Source organism: Streptosporangium sp. NPDC006930 (assembly GCF_040635605.1).
Taxonomy (GTDB): Bacteria; Actinomycetota; Actinomycetes; order Streptosporangiales; family Streptosporangiaceae; genus Streptosporangium.
In genome coordinates this window covers 13,967-37,891 of record NZ_JBEYID010000024.1, presented here as the reverse complement: position 1 = coordinate 37,891, position 23,925 = coordinate 13,967, and the positions used below count along the sequence as shown (strand labels likewise).

General features: G+C 67.6%; 23 protein-coding genes and 1 pseudogene. 18 read left to right on the top strand and 6 right to left on the bottom strand.

Going from position 1 to position 23,925, the window contains the following annotated elements:
• Window positions 1-367: 367 nt before the first annotated feature.
• On the bottom strand, window positions 368-2,353 hold the full coding sequence (gene acs, locus ABZ664_RS32120) for an acetate--CoA ligase (RefSeq protein ID WP_362518191.1): 1,986 nt from the start codon (window positions 2,351-2,353) through the stop codon (window positions 368-370).
• A 588-nt stretch (window positions 2,354-2,941) separates the two neighbouring features.
• Here acs and ABZ664_RS32115 point away from each other — a divergent pair.
• From ABZ664_RS32115 to ABZ664_RS32100, 4 genes and pseudogenes are all read left to right on the top strand, one after another.
• Entirely contained in the window at window positions 2,942-3,733 is a 792-nt protein-coding gene (locus ABZ664_RS32115) for an oxidoreductase (RefSeq protein WP_362518188.1), read from the top strand.
• Window positions 3,734-4,922: 1,189 nt separating this feature from the next.
• Window positions 4,923-5,969, top strand: coding sequence for a septum site-determining protein Ssd (ssd, locus tag ABZ664_RS32110; RefSeq protein WP_362518185.1), 1,047 nt, complete (start codon window positions 4,923-4,925; stop codon window positions 5,967-5,969).
• Window positions 5,966-6,583: pseudogene (locus ABZ664_RS32105) on the top strand (ATPase, T2SS/T4P/T4SS family); the annotation flags it as partial. The gene ssd and the pseudogene ABZ664_RS32105, both read left to right, overlap by 4 nt.
• A gap of 21 nt (window positions 6,584-6,604) precedes the next feature.
• Complete coding sequence (locus ABZ664_RS32100; protein ID WP_362518182.1) at window positions 6,605-8,077, top strand: recombinase family protein; 1,473 nt, start codon at window positions 6,605-6,607, stop codon at window positions 8,075-8,077.
• Here the strand turns inward: ABZ664_RS32100 and ABZ664_RS32095 are convergent.
• Entirely contained in the window at window positions 8,061-8,825 is a 765-nt protein-coding gene (locus ABZ664_RS32095; protein ID WP_362518179.1) for a hypothetical protein, read from the bottom strand. The two genes, ABZ664_RS32100 and ABZ664_RS32095, sit on opposite strands and share 17 nt — an antisense overlap.
• A 129-nt stretch (window positions 8,826-8,954) precedes the next feature.
• Here ABZ664_RS32095 and ABZ664_RS32090 point away from each other — a divergent pair, with 129 nt between their 5' ends.
• The 14 genes from ABZ664_RS32090 to ABZ664_RS32025 all read left to right on the top strand — a co-directional run bounded on the left by ABZ664_RS32090 (window position 8,955) and on the right by ABZ664_RS32025 (window position 20,495).
• Entirely contained in the window at window positions 8,955-9,200 is a 246-nt protein-coding gene (locus ABZ664_RS32090; protein ID WP_362518177.1) for a helix-turn-helix transcriptional regulator, read from the top strand.
• Entirely contained in the window at window positions 9,197-9,352 is a 156-nt protein-coding gene (locus tag ABZ664_RS32085; protein WP_362518174.1) for a hypothetical protein, read from the top strand. The genes ABZ664_RS32090 and ABZ664_RS32085 overlap by 4 nt, the downstream gene beginning before the upstream one ends.
• Window positions 9,339-9,695, top strand: a complete 357-nt coding sequence (locus ABZ664_RS32080; protein WP_362518171.1) for a hypothetical protein — start codon at window positions 9,339-9,341, stop codon at window positions 9,693-9,695. Before ABZ664_RS32085 ends, ABZ664_RS32080 begins: the two co-directional genes overlap by 14 nt.
• Complete coding sequence (locus ABZ664_RS32075) at window positions 9,695-9,946, top strand: hypothetical protein (protein ID WP_362518167.1); 252 nt, start codon at window positions 9,695-9,697, stop codon at window positions 9,944-9,946. The genes ABZ664_RS32080 and ABZ664_RS32075 overlap by 1 nt, the downstream gene beginning before the upstream one ends.
• 146 nt (window positions 9,947-10,092) lie before the next feature.
• On the top strand, window positions 10,093-11,547 hold the full coding sequence (locus tag ABZ664_RS32070; protein WP_362518164.1) for a YfjI family protein: 1,455 nt from the start codon (window positions 10,093-10,095) through the stop codon (window positions 11,545-11,547).
• Window positions 11,548-11,909: 362 nt separating this feature from the next.
• Window positions 11,910-12,641, top strand: a complete 732-nt coding sequence (locus ABZ664_RS32065) for a hypothetical protein (RefSeq protein WP_362518160.1) — start codon at window positions 11,910-11,912, stop codon at window positions 12,639-12,641.
• Complete coding sequence (locus tag ABZ664_RS32060) at window positions 12,638-13,015, top strand: hypothetical protein (RefSeq protein ID WP_362518155.1); 378 nt, start codon at window positions 12,638-12,640, stop codon at window positions 13,013-13,015. The genes ABZ664_RS32065 and ABZ664_RS32060 overlap by 4 nt, the downstream gene beginning before the upstream one ends.
• Window positions 13,016-13,195: 180 nt before the next feature.
• A complete protein-coding gene (locus ABZ664_RS32055; protein ID WP_362518152.1) occupies window positions 13,196-13,774 on the top strand; it encodes a hypothetical protein in 579 nt (192 codons plus the stop codon).
• Window positions 13,771-14,064, top strand: coding sequence for a hypothetical protein (locus ABZ664_RS32050; protein ID WP_362518149.1), 294 nt, complete (start codon window positions 13,771-13,773; stop codon window positions 14,062-14,064). Before ABZ664_RS32055 ends, ABZ664_RS32050 begins: the two co-directional genes overlap by 4 nt.
• Window positions 14,065-14,069: 5 nt before the next feature.
• Window positions 14,070-14,453 (top strand): hypothetical protein, encoded by a 384-nt coding sequence (locus tag ABZ664_RS32045; RefSeq protein WP_362518146.1) that lies wholly within the window; start codon window positions 14,070-14,072, stop codon window positions 14,451-14,453.
• Window positions 14,450-15,151: a hypothetical protein gene (locus tag ABZ664_RS32040; RefSeq protein WP_362518143.1), complete on the top strand. Its 702-nt coding sequence runs from the start codon at window positions 14,450-14,452 to the stop codon at window positions 15,149-15,151. The genes ABZ664_RS32045 and ABZ664_RS32040 overlap by 4 nt, the downstream gene beginning before the upstream one ends.
• Window positions 15,148-15,723: a hypothetical protein gene (locus tag ABZ664_RS32035; RefSeq protein ID WP_362518140.1), complete on the top strand. Its 576-nt coding sequence runs from the start codon at window positions 15,148-15,150 to the stop codon at window positions 15,721-15,723. Before ABZ664_RS32040 ends, ABZ664_RS32035 begins: the two co-directional genes overlap by 4 nt.
• Window positions 15,724-15,888: 165 nt before the next feature.
• Window positions 15,889-16,191 (top strand): hypothetical protein, encoded by a 303-nt coding sequence (locus ABZ664_RS32030; RefSeq protein ID WP_362518137.1) that lies wholly within the window; start codon window positions 15,889-15,891, stop codon window positions 16,189-16,191.
• The gene (locus ABZ664_RS32025) at window positions 16,188-20,495 is read left to right on the top strand and encodes a hypothetical protein (RefSeq protein ID WP_362518134.1); all 4,308 of its coding nucleotides are present in this window, start codon (window positions 16,188-16,190) and stop codon (window positions 20,493-20,495) included. The genes ABZ664_RS32030 and ABZ664_RS32025 overlap by 4 nt, the downstream gene beginning before the upstream one ends.
• 53 nt (window positions 20,496-20,548) lie before the next feature.
• Here ABZ664_RS32025 and ABZ664_RS32020 read toward each other — a convergent pair whose 3' ends face one another.
• The 4 genes from ABZ664_RS32020 to ABZ664_RS32005 all read right to left on the bottom strand — a co-directional run bounded on the left by ABZ664_RS32020 (window position 20,549) and on the right by ABZ664_RS32005 (window position 23,895).
• Entirely contained in the window at window positions 20,549-21,175 is a 627-nt protein-coding gene (locus tag ABZ664_RS32020) for a hypothetical protein (protein ID WP_362518131.1), read from the bottom strand.
• Window positions 21,176-21,719: 544 nt separating this feature from the next.
• Window positions 21,720-22,331, bottom strand: coding sequence for a hypothetical protein (locus tag ABZ664_RS32015; RefSeq protein ID WP_362518128.1), 612 nt, complete (start codon window positions 22,329-22,331; stop codon window positions 21,720-21,722).
• Window positions 22,328-22,567, bottom strand: a complete 240-nt coding sequence (locus ABZ664_RS32010; protein ID WP_362518125.1) for a hypothetical protein — start codon at window positions 22,565-22,567, stop codon at window positions 22,328-22,330. Before ABZ664_RS32010 ends, ABZ664_RS32015 begins: the two co-directional genes overlap by 4 nt.
• Window positions 22,568-22,659: 92 nt before the next feature.
• Complete coding sequence (locus ABZ664_RS32005; RefSeq protein ID WP_362518121.1) at window positions 22,660-23,895, bottom strand: helix-turn-helix transcriptional regulator; 1,236 nt, start codon at window positions 23,893-23,895, stop codon at window positions 22,660-22,662.
• Between the last annotated feature and the right edge of the window lie 30 nt (window positions 23,896-23,925).

Here is a 23,925-nt window from a genome sequence, read left to right as displayed (position 1 = left end):
AACGGGCCGGGTGCTACCCCGGCGGCGGGCCGGTGAACATCGCCGGGCCGATGAGAGCCGACGAGAAAAGGGCTTCCGGGCGGGAGGAACCCCGTCACCGCGGAGATCGGTGGGAGGGCAGGGGAGACACCGCCGTCACCGGAGCCTGTTGAAGCCCGGCGACGTCGGGGGACCACGTGGAGCTCTTCGGCGAGACCGGGTGAGACCGGGTGAGACCGCTGAAGGTCCGCGCCGGCGACGTCGAGAGACCGCGTGAGCCCGCGTGAGTTCGCCGGAAGCCCTCGGGGAGGGCCTCTCACGGGAACTCGGAGTGCTCAAAAACTCCGGGTGGGCCGCGTCTTCGGCCCACCCGGGTGTTCCTGTCCGCTCAGTCCTCGCTCTTGGCGCTGGGCAGCTTCTCCGAGATGAGGTTCATCACCGTGCTGTCGGCGAGGGTGGTGACGTCGCCGACGCTGCGGTTCTCCGCCACGTCACGCAGGAGACGCCGCATGATCTTTCCGGAGCGGGTCTTGGGCAGCTCGGGGACGACGAGGATCTGGCGCGGCTTCGCGATCGGGCCCAGAGCCTTGGACACGTGGGCGCGCAGCTCGGCCGCGATGTCCTCGCCCTCCTCGGCGTTGCCGCGCAGGATCACGAACGACACGATGGCCTGCCCGGTCACCGGGTCGGTCGCGCCGACCACGGCCGCCTCGGCGACCTTCGGGTGGGAGACCAGCGCCGACTCGACCTCGGTGGTGGAGATGTTGTGCCCGGAGACGAGCATGACGTCGTCCACCCGGCCGAGCAGCCAGATGTCGCCGTCCTGGTCCTTCTTGGCGCCGTCGCCCGCGAAGTACATGCCCTCGAAGCGGGACCAGTAGGTGTCGATGTAGCGCTGGTCGTCACCCCAGATGGTGCGGAGCATCGACGGCCACGGGTCGCGGATCGCGAGGTAGCCGCCACCGCCGTTGCCCACGCTCTGGCCCTGGTCGTCGACCACGTCGGCGGTGATGCCGGGTAGCGGGCGCATGGCCGCGCCGGGCTTGCCCTCGGTGACACCGGGCAGCGGGCTGATCATGACGGCGCCGGTCTCGGTCTGCCACCAGGTGTCGACGACCGGGGTACGGTTGCCGCCGATGTGCTCGCGGTACCAGATGTAGGCCTCGGGGTTGATCGGCTCGCCGACGCTGCCCAGGATCCGCAGGGACGACAGGTCGTACTTCGCGGGGATGTCGTCGCCCCACTTCATGAACGTACGGATGGCCGTCGGGGCCGTGTAGAGCAGCGTGACCCCGTACTTCTGCACGATCTCCCAGAACCGGCCCCGGTGCGGGGTGTCGGGGGTGCCCTCGTAGATGACGCTCGTCGCGCCGTTGGCGAGGGGGCCGTACACGATGTAGGAGTGGCCGGTCACCCAGCCGATGTCGGCGGTGCACCAGTAGACGTCGGTGTCGGGCTTGAGGTCGAACACCGCGTTGTGGGTGTAGGCGGCCTGGGTGAGGTAGCCGCCGGTGGTGTGCAGGATGCCCTTGGGCCTACCGGTCGTGCCGCTGGTGTAGAGGATGTAAAGCGGGTCCTCGGCGTCGTTCGGCCGTGCCTCGTGCACGTCGGACTGCCGGTCCACGACGTCGTGCCACCAGACGTCCTTGTCGGTCTGCTCCACGTCCTGGCCGGTCCGCCTCACGACGAGGACGTGCTCGATGCCGGGGCACTTCTTGACGGCCTCGTCCACGGTCGGCTTGAGCGCGCTGGGCGCGCCGCGGCGGTAGCCGCCGTCGGCGGTGACCACGAGCTTGGCGTCCGCGTCCAGGATCCGGCCACTGAGCGCGCTCGCGGAGAATCCGCCGAACACCACCGAGTGGATCGCTCCGATGCGGGCGCAGGCCAGCATCGTGATCGGCAGCTCGGGGATCATCGGCATGTAGATCGCGACCCGGTCGCCCCTGCCGACGCCCAGCTCCTGGAGTGCGTTGGCGGCCTTGGAGACCTCGCGCAGCAGGTCGGAGTAGGTGAGCGTACGGGTGTCGCCCTCGGGCTCGCCCTCCCAGTGGTAGGCGACCTTGTCGCCGCGGCCTGCCTCCACGTGGCGGTCGACGCAGTTGTAGGCGATGTTGAGCTCGCCGCCGACGAACCACTTGGCGAAGGGCGGGTTCCACTCAAGGGTGGTGTCCCAGCGCTTCGACCAGGTCAGGCGGTCCGCCTGCTTCTCCCAGAAGGCGAGGCGGTCCCGTTCGGCCTCCGCGTAGGCGTCGGCGGTCACGTTCGCGGCCGCGGCCAGGTCGGCGGGAGGTGCGAATCGCCGGGTCTCCCGCAGTAGGTTCGACAGCGTCTCCTGGGTCTCACGCGACTTGGAACCAGGGTTCTCCGGGGCCACTACGCACTCCTCACGTACTGCTATCGACGGTCGTGTCCCACTTCACCAGGCCACATGTGTCTGCCACAAGAGGTCTAGCACAGGTCTGTACCAACCGGTGATGAGGGGCCATATACGGTCAAACGCCTCATTTCTAGGGAGTTCCACCCACGGAACGTTGCGTTTTCGACACCGTAGGAATGCGGACGGCGTTGTTCAACGTGCGTTGGCGAGGTGGTGCGCTGGACGGTGCCATGCGCTCGGTGAACGGTTCGCACGCCGCTTCCTGAGCCGTTTCCGGCAAGCCCCCGAGAGGGCTCCCGAGGACGGGGTGCTCCGAGGAGGTCTTCCTGGAGGTTTCGCGAAGGCCGCCTTCTCTCGCGAAGGCCGCCTTCTCTCGCGAAGGCCGCCTTCCGGGGAGGTCTCCGTGGGGGCCCCTCAGCGGCGAGGTCCTCCGAAAGGGTCTTCCCGGGCGGTCTCCCACGCCTCTCACGGCCTCTCAAGGGCGGTTTTCCGAAGGAGGCTCTTCCAGACGGGCGGGGACGTGGCCCGGAGTGCCTCATGGCCTGGCCGAAGTCCCGCCGAACGGCCCCGATAGGGTCGGGCAGCGTGAGCGACCCATTGGCTGTCATCGCGGGAATGCCCGGAGTGCCCGAGGCGGTCACCGACGCGCGCAAGGCCGTCGACCGGCTCTACGGACACCGCGTGCTGCGACGTAAGAGTCCGGAGGTGTCGGCCAGATCCGCGTTGCGCGGCGCACGCGCGTCAGCCGCCCTGGAGGGCGTGGACGTGCCCCTCGAAGCCATCCCCGAGGTCACCGATCCCGTGGTGCAGGGCGCGCTGCGTGTCTCGGCCGAACTCGGGCGACTCGGCGCGACCTGGCGTTCGGCGCCCCGCCAGGTGTTGGCCAGGCTGCATACCCTCGCGGCCTCGGGGCTCATCGGAGACGGCGGGGGTGCGGGGGACCTCGGCCGCCCCAGGGCCGTCGCGGAGGCGCCCGACCCGCTCGGCCTGGGGGCCGCCCCCGGTCCGCAGGAGACGGTGGCACGGGTGGACGGGCTGGTCCGGTTGGTGACGGCCTCGTCGAAGGCCCCCGCCCTGGTGCTCGCCGCCGTCGTACACGCGGAACTGGCCGTGCTGCGCCCGTTCGGCACGGCGGACGGTGTGGTCGCGCGGGCGGCGGAGCGGTTGACGCTTGTGGAGTTCGGCCTGGACCCGAAGTCGCTGGTCGCCGTCGAGGTGGGCCACCTCGAACTCGGCTCCGCCTACGGGGAGGGGTTGCGGTCATATCTGAGCGGTACCCCCGAGGGCGTCGCCGCGTGGGTGCGGCACTGCGCGTCGGCGGTCACGCTGGGCGTACGAGAGGCCACGGCGATCTGCGAGGCCATGCAGCGCGGCTGACCTCGGACCGGTCGGCCGTGGGCTCAGCGGGTCAGTGCGAGGAGAGCGGGGTCGGCGGGTCAGTGTGAGGGCAGCAGGGGCGGCGGGGTCGGGGAGGCGGCGTGCGATGGCAGCGGGGTCGGCGTGCGAGGGTAGCGGGTCAGTGTGAGAGCGGCGGGGCGGCGCGAGGACACTTGCCCGCGTCCCTGAGCCCGTCCGCGCACTCGCGTCCCTGGCCTGCCAGGGTCCCCCGCCTTCGCATCTGACCTGCCCGGGGATCGGCTCGATCGCACCCGTGGCCTGCCCGCCTGCTCGCTCATCCGTGCCACTGAGTGACGGCCGGCCGCGTGTTCGATTACCGAACGTCACTGATTACGGACATCCAGCGGGATCGGCCGCACATACCGACGGCGCCCCTGGTGTGGGGGCGCCGTCGCCGACATGTCCCGACCGAGTTACCAAGCGTGCACCTGATAATCGCTGAAGCGGGGCAAGCCCGATTCAGCGCGCCTCCCGCGGCTGACGGCACGTGGGTACTCGGCGGCCATGCCCGGACAACTGGTCCGTAAAACCTTTGTACGTCCGATCCGCGCAGATGGGAACCCCTGGGAGCAAGACCTTTACGGATCAGGGGACATTAATGGACGAATCCCCTCTTATATCGTTTTATGCTCCGCCGAGCATGCCCGGTGTGGCGTCCGGCGGATGCTGTGACGCCTCGGCGGCGATTACCGAGCGTCACCGTCGTTCGTGTGTGCGTGGCGCGCGTCTCGGCGGGACCGTGTCCGGAGACTGGACCGTTGCATTAAAAAAACTAGCGGAAATCGAGGATTACTCCTCGACGGAACTCAAGTTGATCGGGCAGCATGAGGTGTTATCTCCCCAAACCGGAGTAACTGCGCAGGTCGCAACGCGACCCTCTCGCTGTGCTCCGGTCGGTTGTTGAAGGCTTTCTTCCTAAACGGGACCGGCTCTACCCCCCCAGAGCCGGACCGGTTGGCGACCCCCGCTCTCTCCCCCCCGGCGGGGGTCGCCCTTTTCTTCGAGCGTCCCCTGCCCCGGCGGCATGTCTTCCCGGCCTTCCGTCCGGCGGCCGGTTTTCCACAGGCTTCTCCCTGTCGGCAAGGGTTATCCACAGTGCGGCGTTCGGTTTCCCCTGAAGGGGAGGTCGTCGCGGAAAGTGGGGCTCCCGCACCCCAGGGAGGCACCCGTGGACCGTCCGCTGATCATCACCGAAGACCACGATCTGCTCGACGACCTGCTTCGTGTCGCCGCGGCGGCCGGAGCCGAGCTCGATGTCGCCCACGTGCCCGCGCACGCCCGGCCCTACTGGAACCGTGCCCCGCTGGTCGTCGTCGGGGGCGACGTGGCCGACGCCCTGGCCGCGACCGGCCCGCCACCTCGCTCCCGTGTCTTCCTGGCCACCCACACCTCCGAAGATCCCGACACATGGCGCAAGTGCGTCGCGGTCGGCGCTCAGGGCGTACTGGAGTTGCCCGCCGCGGAGCGACAGCTGGTCGACGAGTTCGCCGACGCCGTCGAGCCGCCCGCGAGACCCGGCTCCGTGGTGTGTGTCGCGGGAGGGCGGGGAGGAGCGGGAGCCAGCGTCCTGGCGGGTTCGCTGGCACTGGCCGCGTCCCGGCGGCGCATCCGCACCCTCCTCGTCGACGCCGATCCGCTAGGCGGAGGTCTCGACCTCCTCCTCGGTCAGGAGGAGTCCGACGGGGCGCGCTGGTCCGACCTGGTCGCCCGTGAGGGCAGGGTGAGCCATACCGCGCTCCAGGCGGCCCTGCCGACCTTCGCCGGGCTGACGTTGCTCTCCTTCCACAGGGGCGAGGTCGATCCGATCCCGGCCGAGGCGATGCGCTCGGTCCTTGAGGCGGGCCGCAGGGGCTTCGACCTGGTCGTCGTCGACCTGCCGCGCCACCTCGACGAGGCCGCGGTGGAGGCGCTCGGACGAGCCGCCACGACCCTCCTGGTCGTCACCGCCGACGTGCGTGGCGTGCTCGCCGCCGCCCAGGTGCTCGCCGGGCTGCGCGGGCACACGGGTGAGGTGCGGGCCGTCGTGCGCAGCGGGGTCCTGAACGACGACGTGGTGGCGGCCTCACTCGACGTCCCGCACGGTGGCAGCCTCCCCGACCAGCCTCGTCTGGCCGCCGCGCTCGAGCGGGGGGACGTCCCCCCGCTCGGCCGCCGCACCTCTCTCGGGCGGTTCTGCTCCGCGTTCCTGCACGAGTTGTTCGGGCCGGACGCGTGAAGCGGGCCGAGACAGCCGTGACGGTCTCGCCGGAGCTGGTGGAGGCGGTCCGCGTACGGCTGGCCCGAACGGGCGTCGAGCCCAGTGCCGCGCACGTCGCGGTCGCGCTGCGAGCCGAGCGGGCGATGCTCGGTGACGCGGAGATCCTGGCGGTGGCCCGGGTCCTGTGCGCTGATCTCATCGGGGCCGGTCCTCTGGAGCCGTTGCTGGCCGAGGCCGAGGTCACCGACGTGCTGGTGAACGGCCCGCGCGAGGTATGGGTCGACGACGGCGGTGGGCTACATCTGACCTCGATCGTCTTCCCGAGCGAAGACGCTCTCCGGCGGCTGGCGCAGCGTCTCGCCTCCGCCGCGGGCAGGCGTCTCGACGACGCGTGCCCGTACGTCGACGCCCGCCTCGCCGGAGGCGTCCGGCTTCACGCCGTCCTTCCACCCGTGGCGCCCAACGGCACCTGCCTCTCCCTGCGGCTCCCGCCCAGACGCACCTTCACCCTTCCCGACCTGGTCGAAGCGGGCGCGATCAGGGCCGACAGCGTCTCCGTTCTCACGGCGGTGATCGAGTCGAGGCTCGCCTTCCTGGTCACGGGCGGCACGGGTACGGGCAAGACGATGCTCTGACTGTGACACACTTACGCCATGCTTGCCAACCCGCTCCCACAGAGAGCCATCATCCTGTGTCGAATCAGTGACGCCCGCGACGATGACACCGCCGGAGTCGATGACCAGGAACGGCGTGGACGCGATCTCGCCCACCGGCTGGGCTGGGGCGTTCTGCGCGTCGTCGTCGAGAACGATGTCAGCGCTTTCAAGCGCCGCACGATCAAGCTGCCCGACGGGACAACCGCGCTGCGCACTGTTCGCCCCGGGTTCCGTGAAACCGTCGACGCTCTCGTCTCCGGGGAGGCAGACGGCCTCATCGCCTACGACCTCGACCGCGCGGTCCGCGATCCGCGCGACCTCGAAGACCTGATTGACGCCGTCGAAGCGAAGAAGCCACGCCCCCCGGTCGAGTCCGTCACCGGATCGCTCCGACTCGCCAACGATGCCGACATCACCATGGCCCGCGTCATGGTTGCGGTAGCGAACAAGGCATCTCGGGACACCGCTCGACGAGTCGCTGGCTCTCGTGAGCGCCGAGCCCTCAATGGCGAATGGGGAGGCGGTATCCGCCCGTTCGGCTTCGAGGCTGACGGCGTCACGGTCCGCCCAGACGAGGCCGCCGAGATCAGGCGAGCCACCGATGCCCTCCTGGCAGGTGTCAGCCTCATGGCGGTTGTGCGGGCCGCTAACGACCGCGGCTCGCTCACCTCGAAGGGCAACCAGTGGAGCACTACCGAGATGCGTCAGATGCTCATGCGCGCCCGAAACGCCGGCAAAGCCATCTATAAGGGCGAGGTGATTGGAAACGCCTCCTGGCCTGCGATCGTCTCCGAAAGCGCATGGCGTGGCGTCGTGGCTCTACTCTCAGACCCTGTGAGACGGACCACGCCTGGCAACCAGGCCAAATGGCTCGGTAGCGGCATCTACCTGTGCGGCATCGAAGGGTGCGGCAAGACCCTCATCTGCTCACGCTCCGGGCAGCAGCGCAACCCGGCCTACCGGTGCCGGCCCCGCCAGGGCGGCACGCGCGGAGGGGAACGCCACGTGGTCCGCACCGCTGGCCCACTGGACACGTTCGTCGAAGAAGTCATCATCGAACGACTGTCCCGGCCTGACGCGATCGACCTCCTGAAGGACGATCAGCGCGAAGACGTCGCCCCGCTCCACATCGAGGCACTCGCGCTTCGGCAACTGCTCGACGAGCAGACCGTGTTGCACGCCCAGCGGGTCATCGACACACGCCAGCTGGCCGCTGGAAGCCGGGCAATTCAGGCTGACCTGAAAGCAATTGAAGATCGGATCGCCGCGGCGAGCGTGGGCAGCATCTTCACGGGGGTTGTCGGGGTCGAGGATCCCCGGGCGGCCTGGAAGGGGCTCAACGACCTGGGGCGTCAGCGCGGCATCCTCAACGCGCTGATGACGGTCACGATCCTGCCTGCGGCTCACGGGCGTGGGCCGAGCGGAACCTACTTCGACCCGTCCACCGTGCAGATCACTCCGAAGAGGTAGCCGAGTCAGGCTTGAAGCGAGGTCCATAGCTTGCCGAGCCACGCACGCCCTGTCGGGCAGGTGTCAAAAATTCACGCTTGCGGGCGGCATGCACCCAGTCCCTTGCCGTCTGCTCCGATACGTTGAACCGCGCGCCGAGCCTCTTGAGTAGTCCACGGCCGTCCTTCTGCTCTTCCAGGTAGGCCGTTGTCACCGCTCGAAGGTGGTCATCCGACAAACGAGGGCGTCCACCTTTGGGGCCGCTTGGTGCAGTCCGCTCGTACGGCTCAACCTCTTCGGTTCGCCGCTTGAGCAGCAGTTCCCCGAACGTGCCCGGCTTGGCCTGTTCGCGGAGCCCCTCGACGGCCTCTTGGATGGCACGGGAGGGAGAGAGTTCGCGGAGTACGGCGCTGGTGATTCCACCGTCAGGCGTCGATGGGTCAACAGGTTCGATGGTTACTGATCGAACAACAACCTGATCACCCTGTCTGGCGAAGGTCCACACCGCCCGCCAGTTCGCAGACGTCTCGGCCGCGCTGGCCAGGGCGTCGGTGGGCGGTGGTTCGTCGTGAACATCGAGGCTAGATGTGTCTACATCCGCCGCTGTCGCTATCCGCGCCGCCTCTGGGCTCATGCCCCGGCGAAGGAAGGCTTCGTACAGCTCTTGCTCGGGTGATCGGTACGCAGTCCACTCTCTGTCGCTGACCGTGTGAACGGTCTCGCGGATGCCGGTACCGGGGAAGTCTCGATCGCTGCGGGCAGGGCTCATACAGGCCATTCACCCACCCAGCTCGCCAGACAGTCAACGCGAGCGCGCCAAGCCCTGAAAGTAACGGGTTTCCTGCGCCAGGTATTACAAATGTTGCGCGCAACAGTTGGTAAACGGTAGACATGTGGTGTGACTGACACCTCGGTTTCCATCCGGATCAGAGAGCGGGTGCGCCAGCAAAAGGCGCTCCCCGCCCCGTCTGTCCGTCGCGCGCTTCGTCAGGCTGCGGGTCTCCGCATCTCTGACATCGCCGACGCCGTTGGCGCTACCTCCCAGGCCGTTTCCAACTGGGAACTCGGGCGCCGTACCCCCCGCGGTCGTTACCTGACCGCCTACACCGAGGCACTCGATGCCCTCCGCGAGGCCACCTCGTGACCGAGACCAAGCCGTACAAGTACGCCGACCTCGTAAAGAAGATCGTTGACGGCTTCCCGCCGCTCACCGCAGAGCAGCGCGCCAAGCTCTCGATCCTGCTGCGCGGTGGGCCCATCACCACCAAGGAGAGCGCCACCGATGCCGCTGCCTAACAAGCAAAAGGGCGGGCCCGGGGCCATCACCCCCGGATCCCGCCCGAACACCCAGCAGGGCGTACACGACACTCCGAAGATACAGCCCCAGGCCGACATGCGCAGCAACCGGGCTGTACAGACGTCTCTCCCTGTCGTGGCCGCCGCCGTCTACCAGGTCGGCCCCGGCCTGAAGAAGGCCGTGCTCGTCGTCGCCGAGTGCCCGTTCTGCACATGGGCTCACCGCCACGAGTGTGAGTGGCCCGCTCCGAGCCTGATGAAGAAGCGCGCCCGGTGCGGTGGCTCATACGACGTCCTCCCGTACAAGGCGGCCAAGCGTGGCGCCCGCAAGCGGGCTGCCTGATGTGTGAGCACCTCGACCACATCGAGCAGATGCGTCAGCTCGTCGAGCAGCTCGACGCCCACCGGCGCGAGGTCGACGAGGCATACGCCGAAGGGTTCACCATCGGCTTCCAGGAGGGCGAGGCCGTGGGTTACGGCAGGGCTCACCACGAGATGAGCGAGGAGTGGAGCCGTATCCACCGAATCATCCAAGAGCAAGCTCGCCACCCCACGTGGGCCGAGATCCGGCGGAACCGCGGTGAGGTCGCGTGACCAAGTGCAAGCGCTGCGGTGCGTCGCTGGTCTCTGTCCCCCATCAGACGGAGGGATGGGGAAGCTACGAGGCGTGCTCTCGGTGCGAGAAGAAGCCAGACCACTGCACGTGTGAGGAGAAGCCGACCGCGAACCCTCTGGACTCTGTGTTCGGGCCGCTGCCCGCGCCCTCGGACGACTGGGATGACCCGGTCCCGCTCGGCGTCCGCACCGCGCTTCCGGACTTTCCCACTGACGCCTTCCCGGCTTACATCGCGGCGATGATCCGGGGCGTGGCCGAGGAGATCCAGGTTCCCGAGGATCTGCCCGGCGGGTTGGCCCTGGCCGTACTGGCGACCGCCGCTGGTGGGCGCGCTGAGGTCTTGGTTCGCGGGCAGTGGCGTGAGCCGGTCAATCTCCAGATCGGCATTGCCATGCCGCCCGGGTCCGGCAAGAGCCCTGGATTCCGGATGATGCTCCGCCCTGTGTTCGCTGCAGAAACCGCACTCCAAGAGGCGGCCAAGGAACAGATCAAGGAGATCGAGAAAGAGCAGCGCGACGCCATGGCCCGCGCCGAGGCGGCGCGCAAGCTCGCCAAGACCGAAGACGAGATCGCTGTGGCGATGGACGCGGTACGTATGGCCGAGGAGATGGAGATCCCGGTCAAGCCGCGGCTTACCGCTGACGACGTGGTTCCCGAGCAGGCCGCGACGATCCTTGCCGAGCAGGGCGGACGTCTGGCCATCCTGTCGGCCGAAGGGTCATTCTTCGAGATCGTCATGGGTCGCTACTCCGGTAAGCCCAACCTTGAACTCGTCTTGAAGGGGCATGCGGGCGATCGGCTCCAAGTCGACCGGCGGGGCCGTGAAGAGTTCGTTGAGCGTCCCGCGCTGACCATGGGCATCTGCCTACAGCCGCAGCTCCTGCAAGACATCGCGGCGAAAAAGCAGATGGCCGGCCGTGGTGCTCTCGCTCGACTGCTGTTCGCTGTCCCGCCGGACAAGGTCGGATTCCGCAACACCACACCTGACCTGCTCGACGAGGGCGTGATCCGCGACTACAACGACACCATCATGGGACTGATCATCGGACTGTCCGCCTGGACCGATCCGGCGATCATTGTTCTGACCCCTGCCGCGCTCAAACTTCACACCGAGTGGCGTACCGAGATTGAGCCCCGTCTCCGTCGTGGAACCGGTGACTTGGAAGCGCTACGCGAGTGGGCGGCCAAGCTTGCCGGTCACACCGTGCGTCTCGCTGGGTTGTTGCACCTGGCGGAGAACCCCGCCCGCGGTGCTCAGATGCCCATCGGTGAGGACACCATGGGCCGTGCCATCGATCTTGCGAAGTACTACGCCGAGCACGCCATGGCCGCCTTCGGGGTGATGCGCGCTCACCCGCTGCTCGACAAGGCCCACGCCGTCTTGGAGTGGATCGGAGAGCGTAAGGACTTCAAGCCGCGCGACGTTCACCGAGCGATGCATCGCCGGTTCGACGGCGCCGAAGAGGTTTCTGCGGTGCTGCGTCTACTGGAGGATCACGGTTACATCCGGCAGGCCGAAGTCGCCTCGACCGGAGGTCGGAAGCCGGTTGTCTACCACGTGTCCCCGAAGGGGTGGTGACACGGTGACAAAAGTCCTCGAAATCGCCTCTGAACTGCACATACACCTGTCACCAAGAGTGGTGACAAAGCGGTGACGAAAGCCTTCCGTGGTGACAGAAGCCCCTTCGGGAAAGTGTCCACAACCCCGGTGACAAATGTTTTCGCAGGTCAGGGGGCGTATCGGGGGTTCTGTCACCCACCTGTCACCACCTCCGGTGACAGGTGTTTCCCCAGGTCAAGCCCCTGTTTTTCGCTTCTGTCACCGGAATCCAGCATGTGCAAGGAATGCGGCCACTCCCTCGATCCGGCGCTCGTCAAAGCAGGGATCACCACACACCCCGGATGCCGGTACTAGGCCCCATGAACCGAAAGGACCGCGACGTGAATGAGATTTTCCACCAGTTCGCGGCGGCGATCGTCGCCCGCAATGACGACAACCTTCTCGACCACGGCCCCGAAGAGCAGACAGCCCGCGCCGTGGAAGCGCTGGAGAAGTTCGCCAAGACGACCCCGCTCATGCCCGCCGAACCCGGCCACATGATCGACCTCGCCGGATTCGGTGAGGCGCCCGTCCACTTCATCAGCGCCGACGAGGAGTACCTACTCCTCAGCGAGGTCGCCGAAGCGCTCGGCGTTCCCATCTGGGAAGCCTGCGAGTGGGCGCGCAAACAGCAGCTCGACAGCATCCAAGGTCAACGGGAAGTGGACGAAGAGCGCGGCGACGGCATGCTCGGCTGGGAGTGCATGCGCGCCTACTGCGACCTGCACCTGTGGTTCGTCATCCACCACGCCGACGACTACCCCGGAACCAAGCCCGACGCGGGCGGCAAGAAGTGGGACCTCTACGGGGACTGGCTCATCGCCCGCGATCGGCTGCTCGCCTTCATCGCTGACAGCCCGTGGAGCAAGGAGTTCATGACCAACATGGGCGACCTCTTCGCCCACGCGGCACAGAAGTTCTTCGGCGGCGGCGACCTCAGCACCCTGCCCGCGATGCGCTCCGACGGCACCCCCACCACGGCGGCCGAGATGTTCCACACCGAGCTGACCCTCGAAGAGGCCCGCCACAAGGCCCGCCGCGGCCCGAACATCCCCATCGAGGAGTCGAAGTGACCACCATCCCGAACATCGGCAGCAACCACGGCCGACCCGTCAAACCCGTCCCCGGATACGAAGACCTGTTCCGCCACGTCGGCATCTTCGACAAGCCAGGAGACCCGCTCCACGGCGAGGACATCGTCCCCGTCCGAACGTTCGCCCTGATGATCGCCCCCTCCATCGAGATCTTCCACGCGGAGTGGGAGCGCCAGGCCGGACTCATCGCCCTTGGCGCCCAACGGCACTACACCCTGCCGGCCGAATGGCAGCCCGGAGCCAAGCGCCGCACCAAGGAACTCCAAGCCCGCTACGGAACCGACGTCGCCTATGAGGTCCTGCGCGGCCTCCACCGCGAGTACGGCGTGTTCCCACCCGACCCGACGCCTTAACCCACCAGGCCGGGGACAGCGCGTCCCCGGCCTCCACAGCGGCGAGCACGTCACCCCGGGCGGGCCCGCCGTCAACTTAACCCAAAGCCTCTTGACGCCGTTCCGCAGGAACACCAAGCCCGGGGAACCCCACGCGAAATCCTCCGTTCCACTTCACCTACCTCAAGGAAGGGACCCCAGATGAACAAGGACTTGGAACTGCCCGACGGAACATACGGCGCGATCAGTCCCAGCGACTCGGACACCATGACGCTCTGGTGGGTCCACCGGGGCAAGATGAAGACCTGGCCGCCGAAGCAGAGATGGGCGCCCTACCCGCCCCAGGCACCGCAGCACCTCACGTACGCAGAGCGCCGGGCATGGCGAAACTCCTGGTATGGCATGACCTACTGGCCGTGGAAGCAGGCCGTCATCGATGCCATCGCCGCCGACCTTGAAGCCGCTGCGGCCCGCTTCGATGAGCATGTGCCGGCGGATGAACGGCCAGTGATTCCCGTCCCCGGAAGAAAGCCCAAGCCGGACAAGGTGCGGGCCGATGAAATCCAGGCTGCTTTCATGCACGACCACCGCGGCATGTCAGTGGACGCGGTAGCGGACGAGATGAAGATCCCGCGTACAACGGCATGGCGTCGCATTCAGAACGGCCGTCTGCTGCTCACGAAGGTCTCCGACGCAATCGAGCGGATAAGCGGCAAGTCGGCGCTTTCCATCGCGGCCGACCATTTCAGCTCCGCCCCAGACAGGGACGGTGCCCGTTGAGCACCGACCGGGACGCGCGTCGACTCGCTCTCGCCTTGCTCCGCCTCCGCGAAGCCGGAGACCACCACGGCGTAGCACTGCTCGTCGCCAGCCTCGACGCCAAGGAGGCGCGGGCGGTACTGCTGGCTCAATTGGAGAACACCTCGGCCCTCCTCGCGGGTCTTTTCGAGGAGATCCGAGAGTCCCGGCTCCCAGAGATTGCCGAACGGTTCGGCCAGCCCCGCGAACAGGTCGTCGCTGACCATCTGGCGTCCCTCATCGCGCGCCTGGTGCTGGCCGAGGGCGAGTGATCCCTGTGTACGTCGATGGCGCCGCTCTGGTGTCAGGCCACGCTGCGGACATCCTGAACCGCATCCTCTCGGCCCCCCTCGTCGCTAAGCCGCTCGACCGCCTCTCCGATCCCGAAGTCGAGGCTATGCGGGAGGCGATTCGTCGCGCCGCGAAGGCATACGCGCAGGCCGGACCAGATGAGCGAAACGACGAAACCTCAGATGATCCGACCGGGCCACAGTGGGGCGAAGAGATCAGCACCGACGAGGCGGCCCGCGTGTTGGGAGTGTCTCGCCGCCGGGCGCAGCAACTCGCTGAGGGCGGCATGGGCCGGCGGGTTGCCGGTCGGTGGCGGCTGGACTCATTGGCGGTACTGGCGTACCGGGACGAGCGCAGGAGGTGTGCGTGAAGGAGAACGAACTCACCGGGCAAGCCCGGGAGTACTACAACGACTGGCGAAAGCTCGGACTGTCGGAGTCGGCGGCCCTGAGCGAGGTGGAGCGCAGCGGCATTCTCGACGAGGATCAGCTGACCGAGGGGTTCAAGTCCCTAGGGCTGTCGCCTGAGGCGGCGCGCATCGCCGCTCAGGGCCGAGGCGAGGCTGCGGCTCAGCACCCGTTCGACCAGGCCGTTTCTCTCTATGAGCGGATGGGCCTCTCGCCGTCGGCGGCGAAGGTCGCGGTGATCGGCCGAGGTGGCACCGAGGCGCAGGTTCGTGCCGAGATGGGTGAGCTCGCCAAGGAGAGCCGCGACGTCCGCATCGGGCAGGACGAAACCGCTCAGCTCAAGGCCGCTTTCAATGAGGCAGTCAGCGCCGCGAAGAGCTTCTACAGCTGGCGCGATGACCAGGCTGAGGAGTGGATCAAGAACAAGATCCACGGCGAGTATGCCGCGATGTCCGTCACTGAGGGCATCGCGGCTCTGCGCCGGTACGCGCGGGTCTTCGGCTCCCAGGAACCTTTGCTGCTGGAGAAGGGCATCGTCAAGCGCTCGGCGGCCGGTCGCGCGCCGCTGACCGAGCGCAGGACCGAACGGAAGGTTTCCGAGCTCGTCGAGCTTCGCGAGGTCGACCGCTTGGGGATTCGCGCGGTGGGAGGTAAGCGATGACGGTCGAGCAGGCACTTTCCCAGATCGACCGCAGCGAGAAGAACGCGGCCCGCTGCGAGCAGGACGTTGTCACCCGGGAGGGTGAACTGGAGACGTTCGAGCAGCAGGCCGCCGTGCGCCTGGTCGACGAGCCGGGCGAGGCCGAGACGCTGACCGAGGAAATCGTGAGGCTGCGAACCGGCCTGGAGCTGGCTCGGCGTACGGCAGTCACCGCGGCCGAACAGCTCCTCGACGCGCGCCGGGATGTTCTTCGCGCCAGGGCTGGCGAGCACCGTGCGGAGATGGTTCGCTTGCGGGCTGACGCCGACCAGCGCGAGGCCCGCACGCGGGAGCTCCTCGCCGAACTCGCCGAACACGAGGGCTGTGAGTTCACGCCGGGCTGCCCGCCGGGAAGCACCTGGCCTCACCGCACCCGCACCATGCTTACCCGGCTCCGCGCGACCACGGCAGAGACGCAGGCGGCCGACCTGGAGCGGCTCGCGGACACCGGCAAGCCGCTCCAGATCGAGCAGAAGGCGGCGGCGATCGCCGCGAAGAACAAGGCTCCCGCGCCGGCGACGGTGGCGGGCTGAGGCGGGTGTCGAGGTTGGGCGTGAACGTCACTGCCGCCGCTAAAGCTCTCACTCCTGGTGTTCTCGGTCAGCGGTGCGCGGAACGAAGGGCGAAGAGGCGGTCCCTTTCTTCGCTGATGATGCGCCCTGCGCCTGGTCTCGGCACCCCCCTAAGGGCGTCAACTCATGACTGAACAAACGTTCGAAGAACTGACCGCGCATCAGCAGGGCGCCCTGATGCGGCTTCATCGCGTGGTGGCCGACCTCGGCGAGATCGACCTGATGAGCCTCGGCGGGATCTGTCACTTCCTGCGGCCCGACCTTGAGGGTGAGTCGTTGGTGCTCGCTGAGGTCCTCGATGCGCTCAGGCGCCTGGTGGTCGCGACCTGGCTGATCCGCAGGGGTGAGCCGGATGGCGACATGAACGCCCTCCTTACGGAGCTGGCTCGCGAGTTCCATGAGTACCGCGCCAGCAAGGGCGGTGAATGACCTTGGCTGATCGCTCGGTAACTGTGAGACTTTCGGCCGACGTCAAGCCCTTCATTGCGCAGATGGCCAAGGCGGAAGCCGCGGCGAAGCGACTCCGTGACGGTCTCGGCGACTCCTGGGAGCCCTTCGAGCAGGAGACCCGCAAGCAAAAGCAGAAGGCCCCCCGGCAGGCCGAAGAGGTCGCGGGCGCCTTCATGCGGAGCTTCACCCGGCACGTCACCGCCGCCGCTAAGTCGCTGCCCAGCCTGCAGTTGGCCGCTGACGCCTCGGATGCGCAGATCAAACTCGCGTCCCTGCGTCAAGGACTGGTGGACCTCGCCGACAAGCGGATCAACGTTGATGTCAGTGCCGTCGCCGCTCTCAGTGAACTACGGGCGATCCAGCTGGAGTTGGAGCGTCTCGGTACGTCAGCGGAGATCGACGTGCGAGCCGATGCCGCTGCGGCGCTGGCGCAACTGCGCGTGGTGCAGCGCGAGGTGGATCGGCTCGGCGGGGAAACCGCCCAGGTCGAGGTCGACGCGGATTCCGCAGGCGCGCAGGCTAAGCTCGGCGCCGTCGGCTCCGAGGTGTCCCGCTTGAACGGGCGGAAAGCGAACGTCGCGGTCAACGCCGACACGGGCCGGGCTCTGCTGGGGATCGCCGCGGTGGCCGCCGCGCTGACGGCACTGCCCGCCGTGACGACGGTTACCGTCGGCGTCGGTGTACTCGGCGGAGCACTCACCGCCGCAGGCTTGGGCGCCGTTGGTATGGCCGCCGCCGCCGTGCCCGCCATCGGCCGAGTCAACGAGGCTCTACGGGAAACCGAGTCAGCCGCGGGCGGTGCGGGTGGCGCCATGGTGTCCGCCGCCCAGAAGGCCGCAGAGTCGGCTGCCAGCGCGCTCAGTATGGCGCAGGCACACGACCGGGTACGGGATGCCGCTCATGGTGTCCGGATGGCTCAGCGTGGCGTTGGTGACGCTCTGAGGGACGTCAAGGACCGCCAGGACGCGCTACGTCAGGCTCAGGAGAACGCCGGATTGGTGGCTGAGCGGGTCAGTCTGGCCGCTGAGGCCGGGGCTCGCCGGGTCGCGGATGCCGAACGCACGGCGGCCGACTCCCACCGTGCTACGCAGCGGGCCCTTGAGGACCTGACGCGGGCGCGGGAGCGCGCCCTGGAGCGCCTCGAAGACCTGGCGTTGGCGACCGAGGGCGGCGCGCTGTCGGAGGAGCGGGCACAGATCAGTATCCGCCGCGCTCAGGCTGACCTCGCCCGCGTCAACGCCCCCGGCTCCGGTGCGACCGCACTGGACCGCGAAGACGCCGAGCTACGGGTTCGCGAAGCCGAGTTCGCGTTGAAGCGGCTCAAGGAAAGCAATGCTGACCTCGCCGATGAGCAGGCCAAAGCCAACCGGGAAGGTGTCGAGGGCTCCGACGAGGTCCGGGCGGCAAAGGAAGCGGTCGAGGCGGCCACCCGCCGCGAAGCCGACGCCGAACGAGCCCTCGGCGACGCCCGCGCTCAAGCCGCCCGCGACAGCGCCGCAGCCCAACGAGAAGTTCGCCAGGCCAGCGACGCGGTAGCGCGAGCCCAGCGCGACATCGGCGACGCCCTGCGAAGGGTCGCCGATGCCCAGCACGCCGTCAGCCAAGCCGAACGCAACCAGTTGCGCGCCAAGCAGCAACTCCGCTTGGAGCTGCTGCAGCAGAAGGCCGCGATGGAGCAGGCCGGCGGCGCCGCTGGTGGGGCCGCGTCGAAGATGAGCCAGCTCAGCAAGGAAGAGCAGCGGCTCGCCCGGGACATTAAGGCTTTCAGTGACGAATACCTCGACTGGCAGCGGTCTTTGCAGCCGGACATCTTCCCGACGATCCGTTCCGGTCTGACACTCATGACTGCCGGTATGAAGGCCAGCACCCCAGTGATCAAGTCGTCGGCTTTCGCGCTCACCACCCTCGCGCAGAGAGCATCGGAGGGCCTGGAAAACGAGCAGTGGACCCGGTTCTTCGACACGATGACCGTGATGGCGCCCAAAGCCATCGACGGCCTGGGCACCTCCATGGGCAACCTGCTCGGCGGGCTGGCCGGGATCCTCGAAGCGTTCGCTCCGAAAACCGATGACGTCCTGACCTGGCTGAAGAACGTCACCCAGGAATTCGAGAACTGGGGTCAGGGCCTGGGGGACGACAACCGGTTCGTGAAGTTCATGGACTACGCCGAGAAGGTCACGCCGAAGGTCGGGCAACTCGTCAGCAACCTAGGCCAAGCCATCAGTAATCTGCTGGCCGGTTCCGCTGATCCAGGGGCTGGAATGCTCGACCTCCTGGTGGAGCTGTCGGAGGTGCTTGCGAATCTGACGCCGGCGCAGTACGAGGCGGCAGCCAAGGCGATTGGGTTGATCGTCGCCGCGATCAAGCTCGGCACCGCCATCAAACTCGGTGTGTTCGTCACGCTCGCCGAGGTCCTCAGCAAGCTTTCACCGGGCGAAATCGAGGCCGTAGCGCTCGCGATCGCTGGGCTGGTTATCGCAGCCAAGGGCTACCAGGCGGTGAGTGCCGCGGCGGGGATCTGGGAGAAGTTCGGCGGCAGCGTCGACAAGGCCGGCTCCGCCGCGGAGCGGAATAAGGGCAAGCTGTCCAAGCTGGGCGAGGCCGCCGGGGCGGTCAGTGGCGTGCTGGCGGCCACCACTGCCCTGGGCATGCTGGACAACAGCCTCAATGGGCTGGACACCAAGCTCGGCAGCATGTCGAACGAGATGAGCGAGTTCGCGAAGACGGGGCAGCTCAGCGGCAAGCTCGCCGAGCAGTGGGGCGACTCTCTCGACACCGTCGTCAAGAACGTCGACTCCTGGGGTGAGGCGCTCGGCCGCGCCAGCGGTACAAGCGAGTCGTTCCGCGAGGCGATCAGTCGTCTCGCTAATCCGGGTCCGTTGGAGGGGTTCAAGACCTCCTACCTCGGTTTGCTGAACGTGGTGACGCTCGGGACGACAGAGTTCGACAAGAGCGCCGAACAGATCGGGTTCATGGATCAGGAGCTCGCCAACCTGGTTGCCAATGGTCGGGCGGGTGAGGCTCAGCAGGCGTTCGCCCGGTTCGCCCAGGAGGCCGAAGCGATGGGCGTACCGGTCGGGAAGCTGAAGGAGATCTTCCCCCAGTACACCGAGGCCGTCGGCAACGCCGGAATCGCCTCGACTGCCGCGGCTGTTGGGATCGACGAGGCCAAGCAGAAGATGGACGGCCTACAGAAGTCCATAGATACCTTCGCGGGCCGTACAGACGCGCTGCAGGCCATCCGGAACATGGAGACCGCGTACAAGGACGCTGCGAGAGCGATCGAGGCAGCGAACGGCAAATTGGTGATCAACCGCGGCATGACGGACCAGCAGCGTGACGCCGTCATCCTTGCCCGCGAGAAGTTCACCGGCTACATCGAGTCCATCCGGCTCGCGGCTGACGGTGCGGAAAAGCTGTCGGGCAAGACAGGTGACGCGACGCTGAAGGTCGTGGAGCAGCTGCCGAAGCTCGCCGAGCTGGCGGGCAAGTCCAGCGAAGCGAAGAGTCAGATCTTGCTGCTCGCCGCAGCGTACGGGATCAGCGCGGCCGACGCGGAGAAGGCGATGCAGGGCGGCAAGGGCCTGCGGGATGTCCTCGCGGAACTGAAGTCGAAGCAAATCAAAATCGACATGGATACAGCGGAAGCCGAGGCCAGGCTGAAGGTTGTTGCCCGCCAGCTGGAAGACCTGCAGCGGCGCGCACAGCTGAAGCTCGTGGGCGGCGACAACCCGACCAGCGCCAGAGGCAACGCATGGGGCGGCATTCAGTACGCCGATGGCCGCCCGGATTACATGGCGGCCGGCGGTATCCGCGCGGTGGGGGCGAACCCGTCGGCGAGGATCGCCACCTCACCACAGCTGATCAGCGGACGGTCCGGACCTGATGTGATCTTCGCTGAGGCTGGGATGGAGTCGTTCATTCCGCTCGACCCCGCCAAGCGGACCCGCGGTTTGCAAGTCCTCGACGAGACGGCGCGGCTGATGGGTCAGGCTGTGGTGCCCATGTCAGGCGCGGTGTCGAACACGTCTTCGTCGGTGTCGAACACGGCGAGTTCCTCGACCGTAACCAACTGGTCTCGGGTCTCCAGGCCGACGCAGACGTCTCACGTCAGCAGTTCCTCGGCGACGTACAACACAGCGGCTGGCGGGCCGGTGGCAGGGCCGGGCGGTGAAGGTGGCGGTGGTCCGGCGGTGGTGGTTCAGAACATGCAGGTTCGCGAACAGGCTGACATCGCTGAGGTTGCTGCCCGTATCTCGATGCGGCGCCGCAGTCGAGGCTGAACCGCAACAGGACCCCGCCCTTTGCGCCGGGGCGGGGTCCTGTCATGCCAGACCTACCTACGGACAATCGACCAGGCACCGTTTGCCTTGATCGACGCGTACCGGGTGCCCGGCGGTAGAGACACGGTGCCGGCGTAGGTGCCAACCTTGTTGGCCAGCAGATCGCGGGTCCGGCCGTTCGCGTCCAGGGTCCACACCGCGAAGTGGCCGTCGCCGCTGTGGCGGATTTTCAAACTGCGCAGGCCGCGGCTGGTGCTGCTCAACCGGAGCACGTCGTCACTGTCTCCCCGGCTGGTGGTCGACCAAGCGCGTGCCTTAGTCAGAGGCAGTACCTGCAGAGTCCAGGCGCCGTCGGCTTTGATGCTGAACGCGGCGGTTCTACTGGAGGTGTCGGTGTTGAACGGGGAGGTCCCCTTGTAGACGCCGATTTCGTTGGCCAGAAGGTCGTCTTCGGTTCCTGACGGCTTGAGGGTCCACACTGCGAAGTGGCCTTCACCGTTGTGGCTGATCTTCACGATGCCTGGCTTCGTTGTTGCCCGGATCCGCACGACCTGATCACCTTCCCCGCGGTAGATCGTCGCGGCCGATGTCTGCGCGACTGTCGCAGCTTGGGCAGGGGGAACGAGCAGAGCGGCCGATACCAGCGCGGCGAGGGCTGTGAGGACGCGAAGGGAGCGCATGTAGGTACTCCAGGGGCGGGAGACACGGGCGAGAGAGGACGTCGCCGAACACGTCTCGGTTGCCCGGTCATGCTGACCAGGTTGGGCCACCAGGTTTTTCAGCTGGTGAGGCTGTTTCCGGGCGAGCACTCAAGGCAATTTCGGACGTTGCTACTGACGCCCTCGAAAAGAGCAATCGTTCCCGCAGGATGGGGGCGAGCAGGGCCGCGATAAGGGTGCACTGCCGGTCGGTGAGTGGCGGGTCGTTCGCGCCGTCGTCCCAGCCAGCTTGGAAGGATTCCTCAGGCGTTCGGCAAATGCGTTGGGGAGGTGGGGTCATCGCTCCAGTTAGAGGCACGGCACCTCACTGACCAAACTTGCGGAGCGTCTCCGCATGAGCACATGAGGGGTGACGAAATAGCGGCGCCCCTGCCTGAGGACGAGTCAAAGCAGGGGCGCCGTTTTCGCGGTCGGCTGTTCAGCAGCGTCCCGTCCCTGAGACGCCGCTCGACCGCGTTCAACCCCCACGGGCGGCCCCTGGTTGCGCCACCGCCCGTGGGGAGCTTTAGGCCACGGGCTGGAGGTCGCTCACCTGAACGATGAGCTGGGTGGCCAGTGCTCGGTTCAGCAGGTGGGACTCGCCCAGGCCCACCGGGATTTGGTGGCGAGTCTCCACCACTCGGCCGTCGTCGTCCTGGCCATACAGGTTGGCCAGCACCGCCACCGGGGTGTAGTCGCCGGCCGTGCAGACGACCGGTACTTCCCTACGCAGGTACGGGCAGGAAGCGAGCGCTTCGCCGACGCACGCCTTACACGTGGGTGGGTGAGCGGTGGGCCAGGGCGAGCGGAAGCCGTCGGCCAGCGCGGAGGGCAGGATCCACCACACGCGGCCGGTGTCGGGGTCGGTGGCCGACTCCCCGCAGACGCGGCACAGTCCTCGCATCATGCATCGGCGCTGGCGCAGCGTGTGAACTAGGTTCCACAGGATTTTCCCTGTCCGCGCGGTGCCGCATCGAGCCCACAACGCCCCGAACATCCATTCCTGGGGGAGCGCGTCCCGGTAGGTGAGCCGGGGTGCTCCGTCTGCCCATTCGAAGGCGAGCGGCAGACCAAGGTTCTCCTCGGCGTACGGGGTGACGTACGGCTTGCGAAGCTGCGTCGGCGTGCTGGTCGTCATGCCGCGACTCCCCGCTGTGCCCGCCCGGCCTGCTCCACCTCGTCGAGCTGACGGCACAGACCGGCCGGATCCGGCGCGTGCAGGGTGCGCGAGCAGACGCACTCCGGAATCCGGCACGGGCCGGTCCCGTACCAGATGCCGGCCACTTGCCAGACGCGCCAGGGCGGGAACGCGCGGCCGATGTGGGCGGCGAGGGCATGGGCCTGGTCGACGGTCAGCAGCAGGGGCGCGTTCACGTGGCTCCTTCATCGCGTCTGTGTCCGGAGACACGTGACGCTATGCAGCGAGCCGAGCGCCGAGGGGCATGGTTTGTGCCCCCTCGTTGCGGTCAGGTCAGAAGGCCGATTCGGTCAGCCAACGCGTACGCCTGCGGCCGAAGAGACGCCGGCCCCTCGGTGAGTTCCAAGGTCAAGCGGCGCGCGTAGCCGTTGTACTTGATCGTGTCGGGTGCGACGCGCTGGGCGAGCTCCAACGTTCCGAGTACGGCGGCATGGTCACGCTGCAGATGGTGAGCGCGAGCAACCTCGATGAGATGACGGCCTCGCCGCGGCAGAGAAGGGATCGGCGCGGAAAGGGCGTTGTCGGCCTGCCGCGCGGACTCGCCGCCCTGGTGGAGCTCGACGGCGACGGTGACGGCGTGAGCGTCCATGATGACCCGCGAAAACGACGTCCACGGCTGGTAGTAGGCCGCGGGGAGCCGCTCGGCGATCCGGGCCGCTTCTTCCCAGTGCAGCCACGCCTCGCCGGTCTCGCCGAGCCGGGCGGAGGTGAACGCGAGCTCGAAGGAGAGCGCACCCCACATGGCGAGCAGATCCACCCCGGCGTCGTCGACGTGCGATTGAACGGCGGACATGCCCTGCTGGTTGATGTGCCGGGCGGCGTCGAAGTCACCGGTGTCCCGGTGGGCCTGGGTGAGGAACCACACAGCGCAGGTGAGCGCGAGCGGATCCTCTGACTCCTGGGCGGCCACCAGCGCCCGGTCAGCTACCCGCCAGAGCAGGTCCTGGGCGGGCTGGTAGGCGAGAAACATCTGCGCGAGGCCGTAGGTTTCGGCGAGCAGGGCGAGCGCCCGGCGCCGGTCGGCGTCGCGGTACATCGCCGCGGCGAGCTGGACGTCACGCAAGAGACCCGGCAGCAGATGGCCGAGCGCGGTCCGGTGGTCAGGGGAGGCGTGCCGGGTCCGCCAGGCGGCATCCAAGCGGGCGCGCAACGTGCTCACCGGCTGCACCGCACCGGTCGGCACCAGCGACGTCGAGTTGATCGCAGACCGCACGTCCTCAAGCGCGGGATGGCCGGGGCCGGTGAACATCCGCACTGGCATGGATTGGTCCCCTGTCAGCTCTGAAAGGTCTCGGACACGCAGCGCCTCGGCGAGCTGCAGGAGGATCGGCAACCGGGGGTTCTGCTGCAGGCGGCCCGTTTCGACCTGCTTGAGCCATGACGTGGATTTGCCGACCAGACCGGCGAGGACTTCGCGGGTCATGCCTCGCCGTTCGCGGAGGAACTGGATCCGCTGCCCCACCGTGAGTACCGGACCGAGGGGTTCGTTGGTAGCGTTGCTCATAGGCCCTTCACCTTCCTGAGCGTCTCGACA